The organism is Mesorhizobium sp. ESP-6-4 (genome assembly GCF_020164735.1).
Taxonomy (GTDB): Bacteria; Pseudomonadota; Alphaproteobacteria; order Rhizobiales; family Rhizobiaceae; genus Mesorhizobium.
Genome location: NZ_JAIUGS010000020.1, coordinates 16,584 through 33,569, shown reverse-complemented (window position 1 = coordinate 33,569; position 16,986 = coordinate 16,584). Strand labels below are relative to the sequence as shown.

At 65.2% G+C, this 16,986-nt stretch carries 18 protein-coding genes; 10 read left to right on the top strand and 8 right to left on the bottom strand.

From position 1 onward, the window contains the following. The first annotated feature begins 25 nt into the window (after positions 1-25). Both LB523_RS25015 and LB523_RS25010 read left to right on the top strand, forming a co-directional pair. Positions 26-2,641 (top strand): TIGR02302 family protein, encoded by a 2,616-nt coding sequence (locus LB523_RS25015; protein ID WP_224608010.1) that lies wholly within the window; start codon positions 26-28, stop codon positions 2,639-2,641. 71 nt (positions 2,642-2,712) lie between these two features. Beyond that, complete coding sequence (locus LB523_RS25010; RefSeq protein WP_224608006.1) at positions 2,713-3,315, top strand: 2-hydroxychromene-2-carboxylate isomerase; 603 nt, start codon at positions 2,713-2,715, stop codon at positions 3,313-3,315. On the opposite strand, the gene LB523_RS25005 is transcribed toward LB523_RS25010, so the two are convergent. After that, positions 3,312-4,196, bottom strand: coding sequence for a LysR family transcriptional regulator (locus LB523_RS25005; RefSeq protein WP_095767564.1), 885 nt, complete (start codon positions 4,194-4,196; stop codon positions 3,312-3,314). The two genes, LB523_RS25010 and LB523_RS25005, sit on opposite strands and share 4 nt — an antisense overlap. Positions 4,197-4,383: 187 nt before the next feature. Here LB523_RS25005 and LB523_RS25000 point away from each other — a divergent pair, with 187 nt between their 5' ends. Then, complete coding sequence (locus tag LB523_RS25000) at positions 4,384-5,349, top strand: DMT family transporter (RefSeq protein ID WP_224608003.1); 966 nt, start codon at positions 4,384-4,386, stop codon at positions 5,347-5,349. On the opposite strand, the gene LB523_RS24995 is transcribed toward LB523_RS25000, so the two are convergent. From LB523_RS24995 to LB523_RS24985, 3 genes are all read right to left on the bottom strand, one after another. Beyond that, the gene (locus tag LB523_RS24995) at positions 5,332-5,703 is read right to left on the bottom strand and encodes a response regulator (RefSeq protein WP_224588439.1); all 372 of its coding nucleotides are present in this window, start codon (positions 5,701-5,703) and stop codon (positions 5,332-5,334) included. The genes LB523_RS25000 and LB523_RS24995 overlap by 18 nt on opposite strands. Positions 5,704-5,783: 80 nt before the next feature. Further along, positions 5,784-6,326: a hypoxanthine phosphoribosyltransferase gene (gene hpt, locus LB523_RS24990; protein ID WP_095767471.1), complete on the bottom strand. Its 543-nt coding sequence runs from the start codon at positions 6,324-6,326 to the stop codon at positions 5,784-5,786. Positions 6,327-6,572: 246 nt separating this feature from the next. Continuing rightward, positions 6,573-7,205 (bottom strand): hypothetical protein, encoded by a 633-nt coding sequence (locus tag LB523_RS24985; protein WP_224608000.1) that lies wholly within the window; start codon positions 7,203-7,205, stop codon positions 6,573-6,575. A gap of 181 nt (positions 7,206-7,386) precedes the next feature. Between LB523_RS24985 and ftsE the strand changes: the two genes are divergently transcribed. From ftsE to LB523_RS24970, 3 genes are all read left to right on the top strand, one after another. After that, positions 7,387-8,046: a cell division ATP-binding protein FtsE gene (ftsE, locus tag LB523_RS24980; RefSeq protein ID WP_140632926.1), complete on the top strand. Its 660-nt coding sequence runs from the start codon at positions 7,387-7,389 to the stop codon at positions 8,044-8,046. Continuing rightward, positions 8,039-9,025: a cell division protein FtsX gene (locus tag LB523_RS24975; RefSeq protein ID WP_224607996.1), complete on the top strand. Its 987-nt coding sequence runs from the start codon at positions 8,039-8,041 to the stop codon at positions 9,023-9,025. Before ftsE ends, LB523_RS24975 begins: the two co-directional genes overlap by 8 nt. Positions 9,026-9,182: 157 nt before the next feature. Further along, positions 9,183-9,911 (top strand): YdcF family protein, encoded by a 729-nt coding sequence (locus tag LB523_RS24970; protein WP_224607993.1) that lies wholly within the window; start codon positions 9,183-9,185, stop codon positions 9,909-9,911. On the opposite strand, the gene LB523_RS24965 is transcribed toward LB523_RS24970, so the two are convergent. After that, the gene (locus tag LB523_RS24965) at positions 9,908-10,528 is read right to left on the bottom strand and encodes a pyridoxamine 5'-phosphate oxidase family protein (RefSeq protein WP_224607989.1); all 621 of its coding nucleotides are present in this window, start codon (positions 10,526-10,528) and stop codon (positions 9,908-9,910) included. The two genes, LB523_RS24970 and LB523_RS24965, sit on opposite strands and share 4 nt — an antisense overlap. 101 nt (positions 10,529-10,629) lie before the next feature. Here LB523_RS24965 and LB523_RS24960 point away from each other — a divergent pair, with 101 nt between their 5' ends. Together LB523_RS24960 and LB523_RS24955 are read left to right on the top strand one after the other, a co-directional pair. Next, entirely contained in the window at positions 10,630-11,532 is a 903-nt protein-coding gene (locus LB523_RS24960; RefSeq protein ID WP_224607986.1) for a LysR family transcriptional regulator, read from the top strand. 81 nt (positions 11,533-11,613) lie between these two features. Then, positions 11,614-12,408 (top strand): lysophospholipid acyltransferase family protein, encoded by a 795-nt coding sequence (locus tag LB523_RS24955; RefSeq protein ID WP_224607983.1) that lies wholly within the window; start codon positions 11,614-11,616, stop codon positions 12,406-12,408. Between the two features lie 4 nt (positions 12,409-12,412). Here LB523_RS24955 and LB523_RS24950 read toward each other — a convergent pair whose 3' ends face one another. The 3 genes from LB523_RS24950 to LB523_RS24940 all read right to left on the bottom strand — a co-directional run bounded on the left by LB523_RS24950 (position 12,413) and on the right by LB523_RS24940 (position 14,799). Next, positions 12,413-13,033 (bottom strand): LysE family translocator, encoded by a 621-nt coding sequence (locus tag LB523_RS24950; RefSeq protein WP_224607980.1) that lies wholly within the window; start codon positions 13,031-13,033, stop codon positions 12,413-12,415. A gap of 84 nt (positions 13,034-13,117) precedes the next feature. Further along, complete coding sequence (locus LB523_RS24945; protein ID WP_224607977.1) at positions 13,118-14,065, bottom strand: aldo/keto reductase; 948 nt, start codon at positions 14,063-14,065, stop codon at positions 13,118-13,120. 212 nt (positions 14,066-14,277) lie between these two features. Next, positions 14,278-14,799, bottom strand: a complete 522-nt coding sequence (locus LB523_RS24940; protein ID WP_224607974.1) for a gamma-glutamylcyclotransferase — start codon at positions 14,797-14,799, stop codon at positions 14,278-14,280. 118 nt (positions 14,800-14,917) lie between these two features. Here LB523_RS24940 and LB523_RS24935 point away from each other — a divergent pair, with 118 nt between their 5' ends. Further along, positions 14,918-15,916, top strand: coding sequence for a DUF2125 domain-containing protein (locus LB523_RS24935; RefSeq protein ID WP_224607971.1), 999 nt, complete (start codon positions 14,918-14,920; stop codon positions 15,914-15,916). 8 nt (positions 15,917-15,924) lie between these two features. Continuing rightward, a complete protein-coding gene (locus tag LB523_RS24930) occupies positions 15,925-16,857 on the top strand; it encodes a sugar kinase (protein ID WP_224607968.1) in 933 nt (310 codons plus the stop codon). Positions 16,858-16,986 lie beyond the last annotated feature (129 nt).

Here is a 16,986-nt window from a genome sequence, read left to right as displayed (position 1 = left end):
TATCGTGCCCGGGCAGGAAGGGCCGATGACCGAACGACCCATTTCCAGCGGCGAACGCAGCCGGGCCAGCGATGGACGCGGCTTTGCAGGGCGCTTGGCGCTCAGCCGGTTGGCGACGCGGGCCTCCATGACCTTCGAGCGCGCCTGGCCGCTCGTGCTGCCGCTGCTGGTCGTCGCCAGCCTGTTCTTCAGCTTTTCGTGGTTTGGCCTGTTCCCGCGCCTGCCCGACGCGGCGCGCGTCGGCCTTCTGATCCTGTTCGGGCTGGCGGCGGTCGCCGCGCTCTACCCGCTGCGCTTCTTCCGCATGCCCTCGGCCGCCGAGATCGACAGGCGCATCGAGGCGGCGAACGAATTGCTGCACAGCCCGGTGCAGGTGCAGACCGACCGGCCGAGCGGCGCCGAGAGCATCTTCTCGCAGGCGCTGTGGCGCGAGCACCAGAAGCGCATGGCCGAGCGGCTTTCGAGCCTCGGCGCCGACCGGCCGCGCACCGGCGTGCCGGACTACGACCGCTGGGGCTTGCGCGCCGTGGCGGGGCTGCTGTTCGTCACGGCGCTTGCCTTCTCCTTCGGACCCTTTGGCGGCAGGGTCAGCGACGGTTTCGTCGCGCGCGCCTCGCATGATGCCGTGCCCCCGCGCATCGACGCCTGGGTGACGCCGCCTGCCTACACCGGCAAGGCCCCGGTGTTCCTGACGGCCGATGCCAACCAGGCCGTCCAGACCTTTTCCGTTCCGCAAGGCAGCGACATCTCGCTGCGCGTCACCGGCGGTTCGGGCGAGGAGACGCTGAGCTATGCCGATCAAGGCGGCAATGACCGTGCCATCGAGCCCGCCGCGCCGAAAGGCCCCGCGCCTGCCGCCGGCCAGACCGCACCAAAAGTGCGCCAGTTCTCCGGCAAGCTGAACACCAACGGCACGCTGACGCTGAAATCCGGCGAAGGCGATCTTGGCCACTGGGCCTTTGCCGTCATTCCCGACAAGCCGCCGACGATCCGCTTCATCGGCGAGCCGAAGCGCGCCGTCAACGGCGCCATCGAGCTCAATTACGAGATCGCCGACGACTATGGTGCAGCCTCCGCCAAGGCCGTTTTCGAGCTGTCGGATCCGCCTGCCGCCAACGCGCATCCGCTCTACGGCGCGCCCGACATGCCATTGACGCTGCCGCGCCGCGGCGGCAAGCCGAGCGCGGCCAAGACGACCAAGGACCTGACCGAGCATGTCTGGGCCGGCAGCAACATCAAGCTGACGCTCACTGCAACGGACGACGCCGGCCACACGGCCACCAGTGAAACCAAAACGCTTGTCATGCCGGAGCGGCCCTTCGCCAATCCGCTGGCTAGAGCGGTGATCGAACAGCGCCGGCTGGTGGCGCTCGACACCAATGCCAAGCCGCGCGTTCTCGACCTGATGGATGCGGTCACGCTGCGGCCCGAGGACACGTTCGACAACATGTCGAACTATCTCGCCATCATGAGCGCGAGGAGCCGGCTGAAGCTCTCCGAGAGCGACGATCAGTTGCGCAACGTCGTGTCCTATCTGTGGGAGATCGCGCTCGGCATTGAGGAAGGCAATCTGTCGGCCGCCGAGCGGCGGCTGCGCCAGGCGCAGCAGGCGTTACAGGACGCCATCAAGAACGGCGCCAGCGATCAGGAGATCGAAAAGGCGATGAAGGAACTGCGCGAGGCGATGAACCAGTTCCTGCAGGAATTCGCCCAGCGCGCGCAGCAGAACCCGAATGCGCCGCAGATGCAGCAGAACGGCCGCGAGCTGCGCCAGAGCGATATCGACCGCATGATGGACCAGATCGAGAATCTGGCCAAATCGGGCGATCGCGACAAGGCCCAGCAGCTTCTCTCCGAGCTGCAGGACATGATGAACAACCTGCAGGCCGGCCGCCAGCAGCCGGGCGGCGAGCAGGACAGCGAGATGCGCCAGCAGATGGACAAGCTCGGCGATATCATGCGCCGCCAGCAGGAAATGATGAACGACACCTTCCGGCTGGACCAGATGCAGCGCGGGCAGCGTGGCGAAGGCGGCGAGCAGCAGCAGCTTGGCGAGGATGGCGAACAGGGCCAGTCCGACGACCAGCAGCAGCGGCCCGGTCCCGGCCAGGACCGCGATCCGCTGGGCCGGCCGAAAATGTCCCCGAAGGATTTGGCCGATGCGCTGAAGCAGCTGCAGGAAGGCCAGGGCCAGTTGCAGAGCGAGCTCGATCAGTTGAAGAAAGGCCTTGAGGGAATGGGCATGGAGCCCAATGAAGGCTTCGGCGAGGCCGGCAAATCGATGGGCAATGCCGAACAATCGCTCGGCCAAGGCGACGGCGACCAGGCCGTCGGCCACCAGGGCCGCGCGCTGGAGGCGCTCCGCCGCGGTGCCAAGGAAATGATGAAGCAGATGCAGGCCATGCAGGGCGATCAGGGCGGCAGCGAGCAGGGCGGCCGCCAGCAGGACGCCGACCGCGATCCGCTAGGACGACCGCGCGCCACCAACGGTCCCGATGACGGCACCTCGGTCAAGGTTCCCGACGAGATCGACGTCCAGCGCGCGCGCCAGATCCTCGACGCGATCCGCAAACGGCTCGGCAACGCGCTCAGCCCCGATATCGAGCGCAGCTATCTCGAGCGGCTGCTGGAGCTGAAATAGCCCGTCATCGGCGTTGCGAGATTGCCCTGCACATTCAGAACCGGTAGCGTCATGGCCGAGAGCATGGGGCGATGATCGATTTCTGGTTTTCCATCGGCAGCACTTACACCTACCTTTCGGTGATGCGACTGGCGAAGATCCAGGCTGAGACCGGCATCGAGTTCCGCTGGCGGCCATTCAACGTGCGCTCGATCATGATCGAGATGGACAATATCCCCTTCGCCAAGAAGCCGGTGAAGGCCGCCTATATGTGGCGCGACATAGAGCGTCGCGCGGCGATGTACAGGATGGTGCCTAAGCTGCCCGCGCCCTACCCGCTTGCCGAACTTGAGCGCGCCAATCGCGTCGCCGTCATTGCCGCGCGGGAGGGCTGGTGCGAGGCCTATGCCAGGGAGAGCTACCGACGCTGGTTCGAGATGGGTGAGCCGGCCGGCAGCGAGCCGAACATCTCGGCAAGCATCAAGAAAGCGGGGCAGGAACCGGAACCGATCCTGCGGGAGGCCGACGGCGATGCCGCCAAGGCTGACCTCGCCGCCGCGACCGAACAAGCCAAGACGCTCGGCATTTTCGGCTCGCCGAGTTTCCTCGTCGACGGCGAGCTGTTCTGGGGCGACGATCGCCTCGATGATGCCATGCGCTGGCTCAGGCAGATTGAAAGTGGCCCGCCGGACTAAAGCCCGGCCGCCGCGCCCGCCTGCCTGGTCAGCATGAACGCCTCGCGTATGGCGTTCTCCATGCCGTCGATCGCTTCGCCGGTTGCCAGCGGATTGCGGTGCAGGACGACGTTGGAGGAATCGATATCGCCGAAACCGTCGGCGGCCGTCAGTTCGCGGCAATCAGGCGGGATGTTGCTGCGCGAGATCGGCGCGATTGCCAGGCCGGACGTGACGGCGAGCGTCAGGCCGCCATTGGTATCGCTGGTGTAGGCGACGCGGTAGTCGAGGCCGCGCTGCTGCAGCGACTTGATGGCGAAGTCGCGGCACCAGCCGTTGCGGCTGTAGAGCGCGATCGGCACCGGCCGTTCCTCATGCATGTGGTGCAGCGTCGACGTCACCCAGACCGTCGGGTCGTGCATCAGCACCTCGCCGCCGGAAGAGCCCTCCCATTCGAACACCACGGCGAGGTCGAGCTCGCCGGCCGCGAGCGCCCGCACCTGAGAATCCGAATGTGCGTAGCGCACTGTGACCTCGACGCGCGGATGGCGCTTGGCGAATTCGCCCAGCGCCCGCGACAGGATCGAGCGGCCGTACTCGGCCGGAATGCCGATGCGCACCAGCCCGCCCAGCGGCGGCGCCACCAGCGAGGCAGCGGTCTCGTCCAGCAGCGAGACGATGCGGCGCGCGTTGGCGATGAGCTCGCCGCCGCGGCGCGTCAGCGCCACGCCGCGCGAGCCGCGCTCGAACAGATTGTCGCCGACCATGTCCTCCAGCTTCTTCATCTGCATGGACACGGCCGATTGCGTGCGCCCGGCTTTCTCCGCCGCGCGGGTGAAATTGCCGGTTTCGGCCACCGCCACGAAGGTGCGCAAGAGATCGCTGTCGAGGACTGGTCGCATCGAGTCGCCATAAGCAAAGTTGATTGCTGGCATCATTCCAATTCGTTTGCCAGATGTCAAACGCCGCAGGATAGTCATGACACCCATTGGATATGCGGCCGCGAAATCGGTCGCGGACCAATCGAAGAGTCCTCACTCGTACCCGCTGCCTGAAAATGGTGGCGGGTTCTTTTTCGCTGGATCGATCATGCAGAACCGGACGGTGCTTGGCATTCTGAGCCTCTGCCTCGGCGTGCTGGTTTTTTCACTGCAGGATCCGCTGGTGAAGGCGGTTTCGGGCGGCTATCCGGTGACCGAGGTGATGGCGATCCGCGCCATCGTCGCGCTGCCGATCCTGATCGTGCTCGTCCAGGCCGATGTCGGCCTGAAGTCAGTGCTGTCGAAGCGCTTCGGCATGCTGACGCTGCGCGCCTTCATCCAGTTCTCGTCCTACACGGTCTATTATCTGGCGATCGCCGCCTTGCCGCTGGCCGATGCGGTGGCGCTCTATTTCATGGCGCCGCTGTTCATCATGGCGATGGCCGGTCCCTATCTCGGCGAGCGGGTCTCATGGAAGATGCTGTCGACGGTGCTGATCGGCCTAGTCGGCGTGCTTGTGATGGTGCGTCCCGGCGCCGGCGTGTTGGACTGGGCGGCGCTGCTGTCGCTGGGCTCGGCCTTCCTCTACGGCTTCTCGCAACTGATAGCGCGCCGTATCGGCGACACCGAATCATCGACCGTGATGGCCTTCTATCAGAACGGCGCGTATCTCAGCGGCGCCATCGCCGTCGCAACCGTCTTCCACCTTGCCGGCATCACCCATGCGGCGCATCCGAGCGTCGAATTCCTGGTGCGGCCATGGGTATGGCCGACAATGCCGGACTTCCTGAAGATGGCCGCCTGCGGCCTCGTCGCGTCCGCCGGCATGATCCTGCTGTCGCAGGCCTACCGGATGGCGCCCGCAAACCGCGTCGCCACGTTCGAATATACCGGCATCCTGTGGTCGCCGCTGTGGGGTTTCCTGTTCTTCGCCGAAGTGCCGCGCGAAACCACGGTGCTGGGCGCGGCGCTGATCATCGGCGCCGGCCTGCTTGCGCTCAGCGGCGGGCGTCGGCGAAGTGCGGCGCCGGCCGCCCCTGTCACGGCCGATGCGGTCTCAAGCGAAGCAGCTTAATGCCTTGCCGACGCGGCCGCGGATCTCGGCAAGCGTGAACGGCTTCTGCACGACATCGAGGATGATGCCGTTGAGCTCCTCGGCGCGCTCGCGCTGGTCGGCATAGCCGGTCATCAGCATGATCCGCATCGTCGGGAACTCTCTTGAGGCCGCCGTCGCCATCTCGATGCCGTCCATCTCCGGCATGCGGATGTCGGACACCACCAGATCGAAACCGCCGCGCGCCTGCCGGATCATGTCCAGCCCCTGCGCGCCGTCGGTGGCGATGGTGACATTATGGCCATCGCGCTCGAGCGCGCGGGCAGCGAGGGTGCGGACGGACTCATCGTCCTCGACGATCAGAAGCTTTGCCATGCCGAGATAGATGCCGCCGAAACGTTGATGTTTTCTGAAAATTCTAACGATCGGCGGCTTTTCGGAATGGCGCCGCCTTCTCAGGCGTCGCCTTTCACCACCCCGACAAATGGCAGCTCGCGGAACGCATGGGCCACATCCATGCCGTAGCCGACGACGAAATAGTCCGGGCAGTCGAAGCCCACATAATCGGCGTTGAGCGAGGTCTGGCGGCGCATCCGCTTGTCGAGCAGCACCGCGATGGCGCAGCTCTTGGCGCCGCGCGAAAGCATCAGGTCGCGGGTGTAGGAAAGCGTCTTGCCGGATTCGAGTATGTCGTCGATCAACAGCACGTCGCGGCCGGCGACTTCGTTGTCGATGTCGCGCAGCACCCTGACCTCGCCGCTGGTCGTGCCGGCGCCGTAGCTGGAGATGAAGATGAACTCGACTTCAGGCGACAGGCCGACATCATGCATGGCGCGGATGAGATCGGCGGCGAAGACGAACGAGCCCTTGAGGATCGAGATCACCAGCAGGTCGTGGTAATCGCGCCCGGCGATTTCCTTGGCGAGCTCGAGATTGCGGCGCGCGATCGCCGACGCCGAAAACAGGACCTCGATGTCCTTGCCGCGTACAACTGGCATTCTTTTGTCCTTCAAAACCACCTAGGACGCCAGGCGCTAGGTGTGTCGAGATTCAGGTCAGGCCGAGTCGAGAACGATGGCTTCCGAGAACCGAAGCGGAGCGTACTTGAAGTACGTGAGCACCGGCCTACGCCGGCCATAGCCTCAATTTGACTGCCACGCCACTCCTAAGTGCTTCGGCCGGCGAAGGCCGGAAGCGAAGGAAGCCCTCGTTCGCAGGCCGGCCTCACCTGAATATCGACACACCTAGCCGGCGAAGATTACGGAGACTGTCCTGACGCCGTCTTTAGGCACATCGAGGCGGCTCGAAAAGCCGAATCTTTCGCCCGGGCCCAGCGAACGGTTGGATGTCCCCAGCCTGTAGCGGATGATATTGGCGTTGTTATCGGTGACGCGGATTTCGAGCGGCGGCAGCGTTTCCGACTTCATCCCGTCATTCGCCGCCTCGCCATCCACGAACAGCACCGGCTTCAATCCCGACACATCGATGCGCGACGTCACGCCGGAAATGGTGAGCGCGCTCGCCGGCGCGGCGGTCGTCCAGAAGGGGCTTTGCCGGACCAGCGCATGACCGCCCGACACCCAGAAGGATGCGAGCGCTATGCCGACGCCGGCTATCCAGAACAATGGACCGCCACGCGAGGATCGCGACGGCGCCGCCTCCGGTCTGCGCAGCATGCCCATGCCGCCGATCGATGGCGTCGACGGCATCTGCGGCGGCGGTGCCGATTCTGGATAAGCGGAAAAACGCGGCAGCACCACATAATCGGCATCGACGATGTCGGCCGCATCGAACGTGACGCGTTCCGGCGCGGCATTTGTTGCCGTGCCGGTCATGATTTCGCCGGAAACAGGGCGCGCGGTTCTTTCGTCAGCCATTACGGCACCAGTGCAGTCTTCGTTTCTTTTGCGTAAACGCAATTGGTTAACGCTTCCCCACCGGAATGGCTTTGATGCATGCTGGACGTTGCAAAATTAACCGCCGGTTAACCATGCCGGCCGATGGTCTGTTAGAGTAGATTGTGGCGCGTCGCCGCCGAGAGTTTCCAGGTCGCCGAACGTGATCCGCTTCGAAAATGTCGGCCTCCGCTATGGCATGGGTCCGGAGATCCTCCGGGACATCTCCCTGCACATTCCGGAGCGCTCCTTCCAGTTCCTGAGCGGCCCTTCGGGCGCCGGCAAGACGACCTTGCTGCGCCTTTTGTTCATGTCGCTGAAGCCGACGCGCGGCCTGATCACAATCTTCGGCAAGGACCGCTCGCGCATATCGCGCGGCGAGCTGCCGCTGCTGCGCCGCCGCATCGGCGTGGTGTTCCAGGATTTCCGCCTGCTCGACCACATGACGACCTACGAGAATGTCGCCCTGCCCTTGCGCGTGCGCGGGCGCGAGGAGGCGACCTACCGCACCGACGTCACCGAGCTGCTGAAATGGGTCGGGCTCGGCGACCGCATGCATGTGCTGCCGCCGGTGCTGTCGGGCGGCGAGAAGCAGCGCGCCGCGATCGCCCGGGCCTTGATCGAACAGCCGGAGATCCTGCTTGCCGACGAGCCGACCGGCAATGTCGACCCGCCGCTGGCGCGCCGGCTGCTCCGGCTGTTCATCGAGCTCAACCGGCTGGGCACCGCCGTGGTGATCGCCACCCACGACCTCGGCCTGATGGAACAGGTCGATGCGCGTCGCATGATCCTGGCCGGAGGAAGGTTGGACGTTTATGACTGACCTTCCGGCCGATCACCTCCAGCATGAAACGCTCGAGACGACGACGGTCCGGCGCGTCCAGCGCAAGACGGCGCCGATCGTGCCGGCGCAGAACATCGCTGGACGGGCGCTGGTGCTGGTCATCGCCATCATGACCTTCCTGTCCTGCCTCACCTTCGGCGCCGTGACGCTGGTGCGCGATACCGCCTCCGTCTGGGAGAACCAGATATCGCGCGAGGCGACGATCCAGATCAAGCCGGCTGACGGTCTGGACATGGAGGCGGCCCTTGCGCAGGCCTCGCAGATCGCCAGCGAGTTCCCCGGCGTGAAGGGCACCAAGATCATCGACCGCGACGCGACCGCACGTCTTCTGGAACCATGGCTGGGCAGCGGCCTCAACATTGACGAGTTGCCGGTGCCGCGCCTCATCATCGTCACCATCGACGAAGCCAGCCCGCCCGATTTTGCCGCCATGCGCGCCGCCATCACGCCGAAAATACCGACCGCGGCACTCGACGATCACCGCACCTGGGTCGACCGGCTGGTCGCCATGGCGCGCACGACCGTGACGATCGGCATTGCCGTTCTGGTGCTGATGCTGTCGGCAACCGTGCTGACGGTGGTGTTCGCTACGCGCGGCGCCATGGCCGGCAACGGCCACATCATCGAGGTGCTGCATTTCGTCGGCGCCGAGGCGCGCTTCATCGCGCGTGAATTCCGCTGGCATTTCCTGGTCACCGGCATGAAGGGCGCGGCCGCCGGCGGCGCCCTGGCGATCGCCGTCTTCATCGTCTTTTCCTGGTGGTCGTCGCGCAACATGGCGACGCCCCAGGCCGACCAGGCAACCGCTTTGTTCGGCAATTTCGCCATCGGCTCAGCCGGCTATTTCGGCGTCGGTCTGATGGTGCTGGTGATCGGCGCGCTGACCGCGGCCACCTCGCATGCGACCGTCGTCGCCTATCTCAGCGACATCGACGTTCGCCAGCCGGATGCGGGCTGACCCATGAGATCAATCCGGAAACCGGCGCAAAGCGCTATAGACAAACAAGACAAGGATCACGCGCGGGATACCTGCCGTAACGCAATGTGCGTCGTCTCACCTATCAACGGCCGCATTTCGGAGTTAACCATTAGAGGCTTTCAGGATTAACCTGGGGATGATGGAAGCGCGGGATTCGATCGAGACGGCTGGACGAATGCCGGCGATGCGTGTGCGCAGCGCTGCCTTCGCCGGGTTCGGTCGTTTGAGGCTCGCGCTGCGCGTCTGCGGTTTCGTGGCTCTCGCCGCGCTGGTGCTTTTTGCCGGCGGCTTCGGCTGGTTTGCCGACAAGGTCAGCCATATGACGACTCCGGCCAATCCGGCCAGGGCCGACGCCATCATCGTGCTCACCGGCGGGCAGTCGCGGCTCGACGCGGCGATGGACCTGTTGGCCTCCGGCAAGGGCGAACGGCTGCTGATCAGCGGCGTCCATCCGTCGGCAACCAAGCGCCAGCTGCAGGCGGCGATGGGCGGCGACAAACAGCTCTTTTCCTGTTGCGTCGATATCGACCGCGCCGCGCTCGACACCATCGGCAATGCCGAGGAAAGCGCCAAATGGGTGGAAAACCACGCCTATGGCAGCATCATCATCGTCACCAACAATTACCACATGCCGCGCAGCTTGCTCGAGATGGGCCGGCTGCTGCATGGCGCGCGCCTGGAGCCCTATCCGGTGGTCAACACCAATCTCGGCAACGGCGGCTGGCTGACCAAGCCGGAGGCCCTGCGTGTGCTGCTCACCGAATACAGCAAATATGTGCTGTCTCTGGCGCGCGGCTTCCTTCCGCTGCGCGCGACGCCCGAAGGCGTCACGCTCGCCGAAGCCTCGACGGTGGTCAAGAACTAGACTTCGCCTGGCGCGCTGTTGCGCAGGCGCGCAATCTCCTGCTCCAGGCCGGCGATGCGCCGGTCGCGCTCGGCAAGTGCGGCCGCGACATCCGCCGCCTCGAAGCGCTGCGGGATGTGCTGCGGGCAATTGGCATCCCAGGCTGATACCGTGAACAGGATCGCCTGCTCCGGCCGCGCCTTGTAGTCCGCGGGCATCAGCTTCGCCGTCAGCTCCGGGTCATTCTCGACGACGCGCGCCCTGCCCCAGATCTTGATGCGCTGCCGGAGCATATAGTCGATCAGGAACAGGAAGGCCTGGTCATTGTCCTCGAGATTGCCCTGGGTGATGAACTGCCGATTGCCGGAAAAGTCCGCAAAGCCGATCATGTGCTCGTCCAGCACCTTGAGGAAACCGGCCGGCCCACCGCGATGCTGGATGTAGGGCTGGCCTTCGGCGTTGGCCGTCGCCAGGAACACGCTGGTCTGTGCTTCGATGAAGGCGGCAAGATCCGGAGCGATCGTTGCCCGCCAGCCGCCGTGCTGCTCGACGCGCGCATAGGAATTGCGCGACCCTTTGCGGGACTGGATGGCCTTGACGGTAGGCGTGAAGGCGACGTCGCTGGTGAATTCATTCATGCTGGCGCTCCGCGGACAGGATCGCACATCAATTAGGCTCTTCCGAAAACCGGATGTAGAGAGCATGTTTGCAATCTAACTTTCCATATTTCGGAAGAATAATGGACCGCCTCGACGCTATGTCCCTGTTCGTTGCCACGGTGGAGGCCGGCAGCCTTTCCGCTGCAGCCAAGCGCGCCGGCGTGCCGCTGCCGACGGTGAGCCGCAAGCTCTCCGAATTGGAGAAGCATTTGGGGACGCGCCTGCTCAACCGCTCGACGCGGCGCCTGACGCTGACCGATGCCGGCCAGTCCTATCTTGCCGCCTGCCGTCGCATCCTCGACGAGGTGAGCGAGGCCGAGCGCGATGCTGCCGGCGAATATTCGAGCCCGACCGGCGAGCTGGTCATCACGGCGCCGGTCGTGTTCGGCCGCCTGCATGTGCTGCCGGTGATCGCCGGCTTTCTCGCCGTCTACCCGCAGGTGGATGTCCGCTTGACCCTGTCGGACCGGATCACCCAACTGGTCGAGGAGCATATCGATCTCGCCCTGCGCATCGGCGAGCTGCCGGATTCGGCGATGGTTGCGATCCGCGTCGGCTCGATCCGCCGTATCGTCTGCGCAAGTCCCGCCTATCTCGCCTTGCACGGCACGCCGACGACCCCGCAAGACCTTGCCGGCCACGACTGTGTCACCTTCGAAGGTCTCGCCGCTCCCGCGGCATGGAGCTTCGGAACCGGCAAGGCGGAAACGACAATCCCTGTTCGCTCGCGCCTGCAAGTCAACACCGCCGAAGCGGCCATTGATGCCGCGATTGCCGGGCTCGGGCTGACGAAGGTGCTCTCCTACCAGGCGGATGCCGCGGTGCGCGCCGGCGCGCTGCGGCTGGTGCTGCAGGCCTTCGAACCGCCGCCCTGGCCGGTGAGCCTCGTCCATGCCGGCCAGGGCCGGCTGCCGGTAAAGCTGCGCGCCTTCCTCGATTTCGCCGCGCCGCGTCTCAAGGAACGGCTGGCTCGGTCACTCTAGCGGCAGCATTCGACAATGGCGGCGTTTCCTTTTTGCCGCCGCTTGGTGTAACCAACGCACACTTCCTCACGGGCCCCTTGCATGCTCATCATCCGCTCGCTGGCGTTCAACTTCGTCTTCTATCTCAGCCTGATCGCCCAGATGATCTTCTGGACGCCTTTCTATTTCCTGTCGCCGCGCCACCGCGCCTGGTTCGTGCCGAAATTCTGGTCGCGCACCTCGATCTGGCTCTATGACAAGATCGCCGCGACGAAGAGTGAGATCACCGGTGTCGAGAACCTGCCCGAAGGCTCCTTCATCCTGGCGCCGAAGCATCAGTCCTTCTGGGATGCGATCGCCTTCTTCCCCTATCTCGACGACGCGCTCTACATCCTGAAGCGCGAACTGACCTGGATCCCCTTTTTCGGCTGGTACATCTTGAAGATGCGCATGATCCCGGTCGACCGAGGCAACCGTTCGAAAGCGCTGAAGGCGGTCGTCGTCGCGACCAGGCAGGAGATGAACCGCAATCCGCGCCAGCTCATCATCTATCCCGAAGGCACGCGCCGCCCGCCGGGCGCCGAGCCGTCTTACAAATACGGTATCGTCGAGCTTTACACGCAGCTCGGCGTTCCCGTCGTGCCGGTTGCCCATGTTGCCGGTCTCTACTGGCCGCGCCGCAAGTTCCTGCGCTATCCCGGCACCATCAAGGCCCGCTTCTTGCCCGCGATCCCGCCAGGCCTCCAGAAGGAGGAATTCATGCAGCGGCTGATCGGCGAGACCGAGGCCGCCTGCGACCAGATGCTTATCGAAGCGGCGCAGGCGCCGAACCCGCCGCCCATGCCGCCGACGGCGGTGAAGCGGCTGGCGGAACTCGGCGTAACCGCGAAGGTCTGATCGGCTACCGCAGCACCGCCAGCAGGGTCGTCAGCACCAGCGTGGCGGCAAACACCAGGTTGATGATCCGCGAGGCCAGCGGATGGCGCAGGACGCGTGCGAACGCCGTTCCGGCAAGCAGCCACACGACGTGGATGGCGACGATCATGGCGGCAAGCAACAGCAGCCTGGTGGAGACGCCGAGCGCATCGGCCTGCGACGCGGCGCCGGCGAAAACCGCGCCGATCGCCACATAAGCTTTCGGATTGGCGACGGCGAGCATGAAGCCGCCGAGAAAATCAGGCTTCGTCGCCGTGCTCCCGCGCTCGGCCAATGGCGGCGCTGTCGCTATTTTGAAGGCGAGATAAAGGATGTAGCCTGCCGAGGCGACCGCCAGCACCGGCGCCACTCCCGGCACCGAGGTCAGCATGCCGAAAATCCCGCCCGCCACTGCCACCAGCACGGCGATCGTGCCGAGCGCCACACCGGACGTGTAACCCAGGGAAGGGCGCAGACCGAAAGCCGCACCGACCGCGGTCACGCTGATCGTCGCCGGTCCCGGGCTGCCCATGACGACCGTCGCCGCCAGGATAAGCGCCAGCACCTGCTGCCAGGTCTGCGCCTCGTTCAAGATGCCATCGGCCATGCCGAACCCTCCTGCCGCCGCGATGCGACAGGATTTAGGAGGGATCGTCATGGCCGTCTTGGACGTTCGTGCGCAGCGCCCGTCTCAGGCGCTGGCCCGGTCCAATGCCGCGATATCGTCGGCCGAAAGCTTGAGCGACGCGGCGCGGATCAGGCTGTCCATCTGGGCCGGGGTCGTGGCGCTGGCGATCGGCGCGGTGACGCCCGGCCGCGCGATGATCCAGGCCAGCGCCACCTCCGCCTGCTTGGCCGCATGGCGCTCGGCCACGGCATCGAGCGCGGAAAGGATGCGCATGCCGCGCTCGTTGAGATATTCGGCGACGTCTTCGCCGCGCTCGCTCTGGCCGAGATCGGCCTTGCTGCGGTATTTGCCGCTCAGGAATCCCTTGGCGAGGCTGAAATAGGTGATGACGCCGATATCCTCGGCTTTGCAGAGGTCGAGCAGCGGTCCGTCGAGCGACGAGCGGTCGTACAAATTGTATTCGGGCTGCAGCACCTCGTAACGTGGCAGGCTGCGCAGGCTGGCGACGTCGAGCGCGGCGCGCAGCTGGCCGGCATCGAGATTGGAGCAGCCGGGATAGCGGATCTTGCCCTTTTCGAGCAGCCGCTGATAGGCACCGAGCGTTTCCTCGTAAGGCGTGGCCGGATCCGGCCAGTGCGACAGATAGAGGTCGATGACATCGGTTTGCAGCCGCTTCAGTGAAGCGTCGACCGCCTTTTCGATATAGGCAGCGGAGAGGTCGCGCTTGCCCTGGCCCATGTCCGAACCGACCTTGGTGATGACGATGACCTGATCGCGGTTGCCGCGGCTCTTCATCCAGTTGCCGATGATCGTTTCCGATTCGCCGCCCTTGTTGCCGGGAACCCAGCGCGAATAGGCATCGGCCGTATCGACGGCGTTGAAGCCGGCAGCGATGAACCGGTCGAGCAGGTCGAAGGAGGTCTTCTCGTCGGCGGTCCAGCCGAAGACGTTGCCGCCCAGGACCAGCGGCGCGATGGAAAGGTCGGTGCGACCGAGACGACGTTTCTGCAAGACTGATCTCCGTGATGCTGGAACGGGCCTGACGCCCAAGGATGGGATGCCGCTAAGCTAGGTCGCGGCCGGGCGAGGTCAAAGGCATGGTTTTGTTTTTTGATCGGACCAGAGCAATTCCAGCAAAACTGCGTCGCGGTTTTGCGTCAGGAATTGTGTAAAAACAAATAGATAGAGCATTGGAGGCGAAATTATTTCGCCGAAAATGCGCGTCACGAAGACGCGACCCGACGGCCCACCTCCTCCAGCCAGTGATCGCGGATGCCGAGCGCCTCGAGATGCTCAAGCGTGCTCAAGACATAGTCCTCGTTCCGGCCGGATTGGCCGACGGCGCCACGAACGATCCTTGCCGCATGATCGGCATCGAGCGCGCCGGCATACTGCTCATGCTGGCGGTCGACGGTGTAGGCGACCGCCTCGACCGCGCCGCTGCCATCCAGCCGGACATCGAGAATGCGTTCAAGATAGACGCTGGTGACCAGCTCGCGCTCGCGCAGATAGGAAAGCACCTCGTCGCGCAAATTGCCGGGAACACGGTAGGCGAGGCCGACGCAGGAGCCGCCCCGGTCGAGGCCGAGCACCAGGCCCGGCCGCGCGCGCGTGCCGCGATGCACAAAGGAATAGACGCAAAGCGAGCGGCGATAGCCGTAGAGCCTGGCGCGACGCGTCTCGACATGGGCAAATCCGGGCCGCCAGATCAGCGACCCATAGCCAAAAACCCAAAAATCGGCCATATCGCCAAGCCTGATCGCATTCGAGTGAACGACACCGCACCGCGGAGGTGCTTCTTCTGGCCCCCGCTTGTTTGCGTATTGGTAAATGCCCGCTCGCCGGGTTAACGAGAGCCGCAGCATGACGTCAAGTGACAAGCGATCGCCCAAACTTCGCCGCCGGCTGTTCTGGCTTGCCGCACTCCTTGTCGTGCTATTCGCCGCCTATAGCGGCGGCTGGTTCTATCTCGCCGACAGGCTCAAGACCGAGGCCGACCAGGCGGTGGCGAGACTGGGCAGCAAAGGCATCGCCGCCGGCTGCGCCAACCTCACCGTCAGCGGCTACCCGATGAGCTTCACGGTCTCCTGCGACAACATCGCCTATGAAGACGACACCAGGAAGGTCGCCGCCTCCACCGGCAGCTTCAACGCCGTCGCCGGGATCGCCGGACCCCTGTCGCCGGTCGCCGACCTGGGCGGGCCGCTTAGGATGATGGCGCCCGGCATGCCGCCGCTCTGGATTGACTGGGACCGGTTGCAGGCCAATGTCAAAGTGTGGTGGCCGTTGCCAAGGAGCGTTTCCGTGCAGGCTGAAGGCCTGAACGGTCAGACCGACCCGCAGGACGACACGGATCCGATGCAATTGTTCAGCGCCGGCAAGGCGGCCGGCCAATTGCAGCCGGCCGGCCAGGACATCAATTATGTCGGCAGCTTCGGCGACCTGGAGATCAACGCGGATGCCATCGACGGACGCGTGCTGCCGGCGCTGGACGGCAGTGGCGACGTGACGCTGAAGAACGGCGTGGCGCTGATCCCAGCGCCCCCGAAGAGCCTGCGCGGCCAGTCGATCGAGATCGCCAAGCTCGACCTGTCGTCGGGCACGGCGCGCATCATCGTGTCCGGACCGGTCTCCGTCGACGCGGAAGGGCTGGTCAACGGGGACCTGACGATCAAGCTCAAGGACCCGAAAGCGGTGGCATCTATCCTTGCCGGCGCGGTTCCCGAGCATAAAAGCGAAATCGAGCAGGGCTTTGCCGCCCTGTCGATGCTTAGAAAAGAACCCTCGATGCCGCTCAAGATCGTCAAGGGCAAGGCCTCGCTGGGCTTTATCCCACTCGGCAAGATCAAGCCGCTTGAATAACGGGGACAATGGCGAAGCCGGTCAGACTGCTCAGCGTCGGCGCCTTCACCCTCGATACGATCCTTCGCGTCGAGACGCTGCCCGCGCATCAGGGCAAGTTCATCGCCAGCGACGGCGTCCAGATCGCTTCCGGCATGGCGACGAGCGCCGCCTGCGCCGCACATCGCCTCGGCGCCGAGGTCTCGCTTTGGGCAAGCACGGGCGACGATCCGGTCGGCGACCAGCTTATCGCCGACATTCAGGCCGAAGGTATCGACTGCAGCCTAATCCGCCGGGTTCCCGGCGCGCGATCGGCGCTGGCCGCGATCGTGGTGGACGCGCATGGCGAGCGCATCATCGTTCCCTTCTATGACAAAAAGGCGCAAGCCGACCCGGAGGCGTTGCCGCTCGCCGACCTCTCCGGCTTCGACGCCGTGCTGGTGGATGTCCGCTGGCCAGGCGCCGCGGCCCTTGCCTTAAACGCGGCCAGATCGATCGGCCGTCCGGCGATCCTCGACGCCGACACGGCGCCAGTCGAGGTGCTGGAGCGGCTGTTGCCCTTGGCCTCGCACATCGTCGCTTCCGAACCGGCGGCGCGCATCGTCTGCGGCCACGCGCTCGACCCAGAAAGCGCCTGCGCCGACCTCGCTTCGCGCACCGATGCCTTTGTCGCGGTGACCGGCGGCGCGGCCGGCACCTGGTGGCACGACCGCGCGACTCGGCGCGTGCGCCATGTCGAGGCGCCGAAGGTCAAGGCGATCGACACGCTCGCCGCCGGCGATGTCTTCCACGGCGCCTTCGCCGTCGGCCTCGCCGAGGCCCTGCCCATGGAGGAAGCCCTGCGCTTTGCCAGCGCCGCCGCGGCGCTCAAATGCCTGCGCTTCGGCGGCCGCCTCGGCGCGCCGGATCGGGCCGAAACGCTGGCGATGATGGCGGCGCACTGGCCGCCAGCCCAGGGCTAGAACGCAAAAGTATCTCGGCTATTTCCGCGAAATCGGCACAAATGCTGGGGTTGGCGTAAGCCGCTCAACCTCGTCATTCCAGGGCGGAGCAGCCGCGAAGCGGCGTCGCGGAGATCCATTCCGTGACCT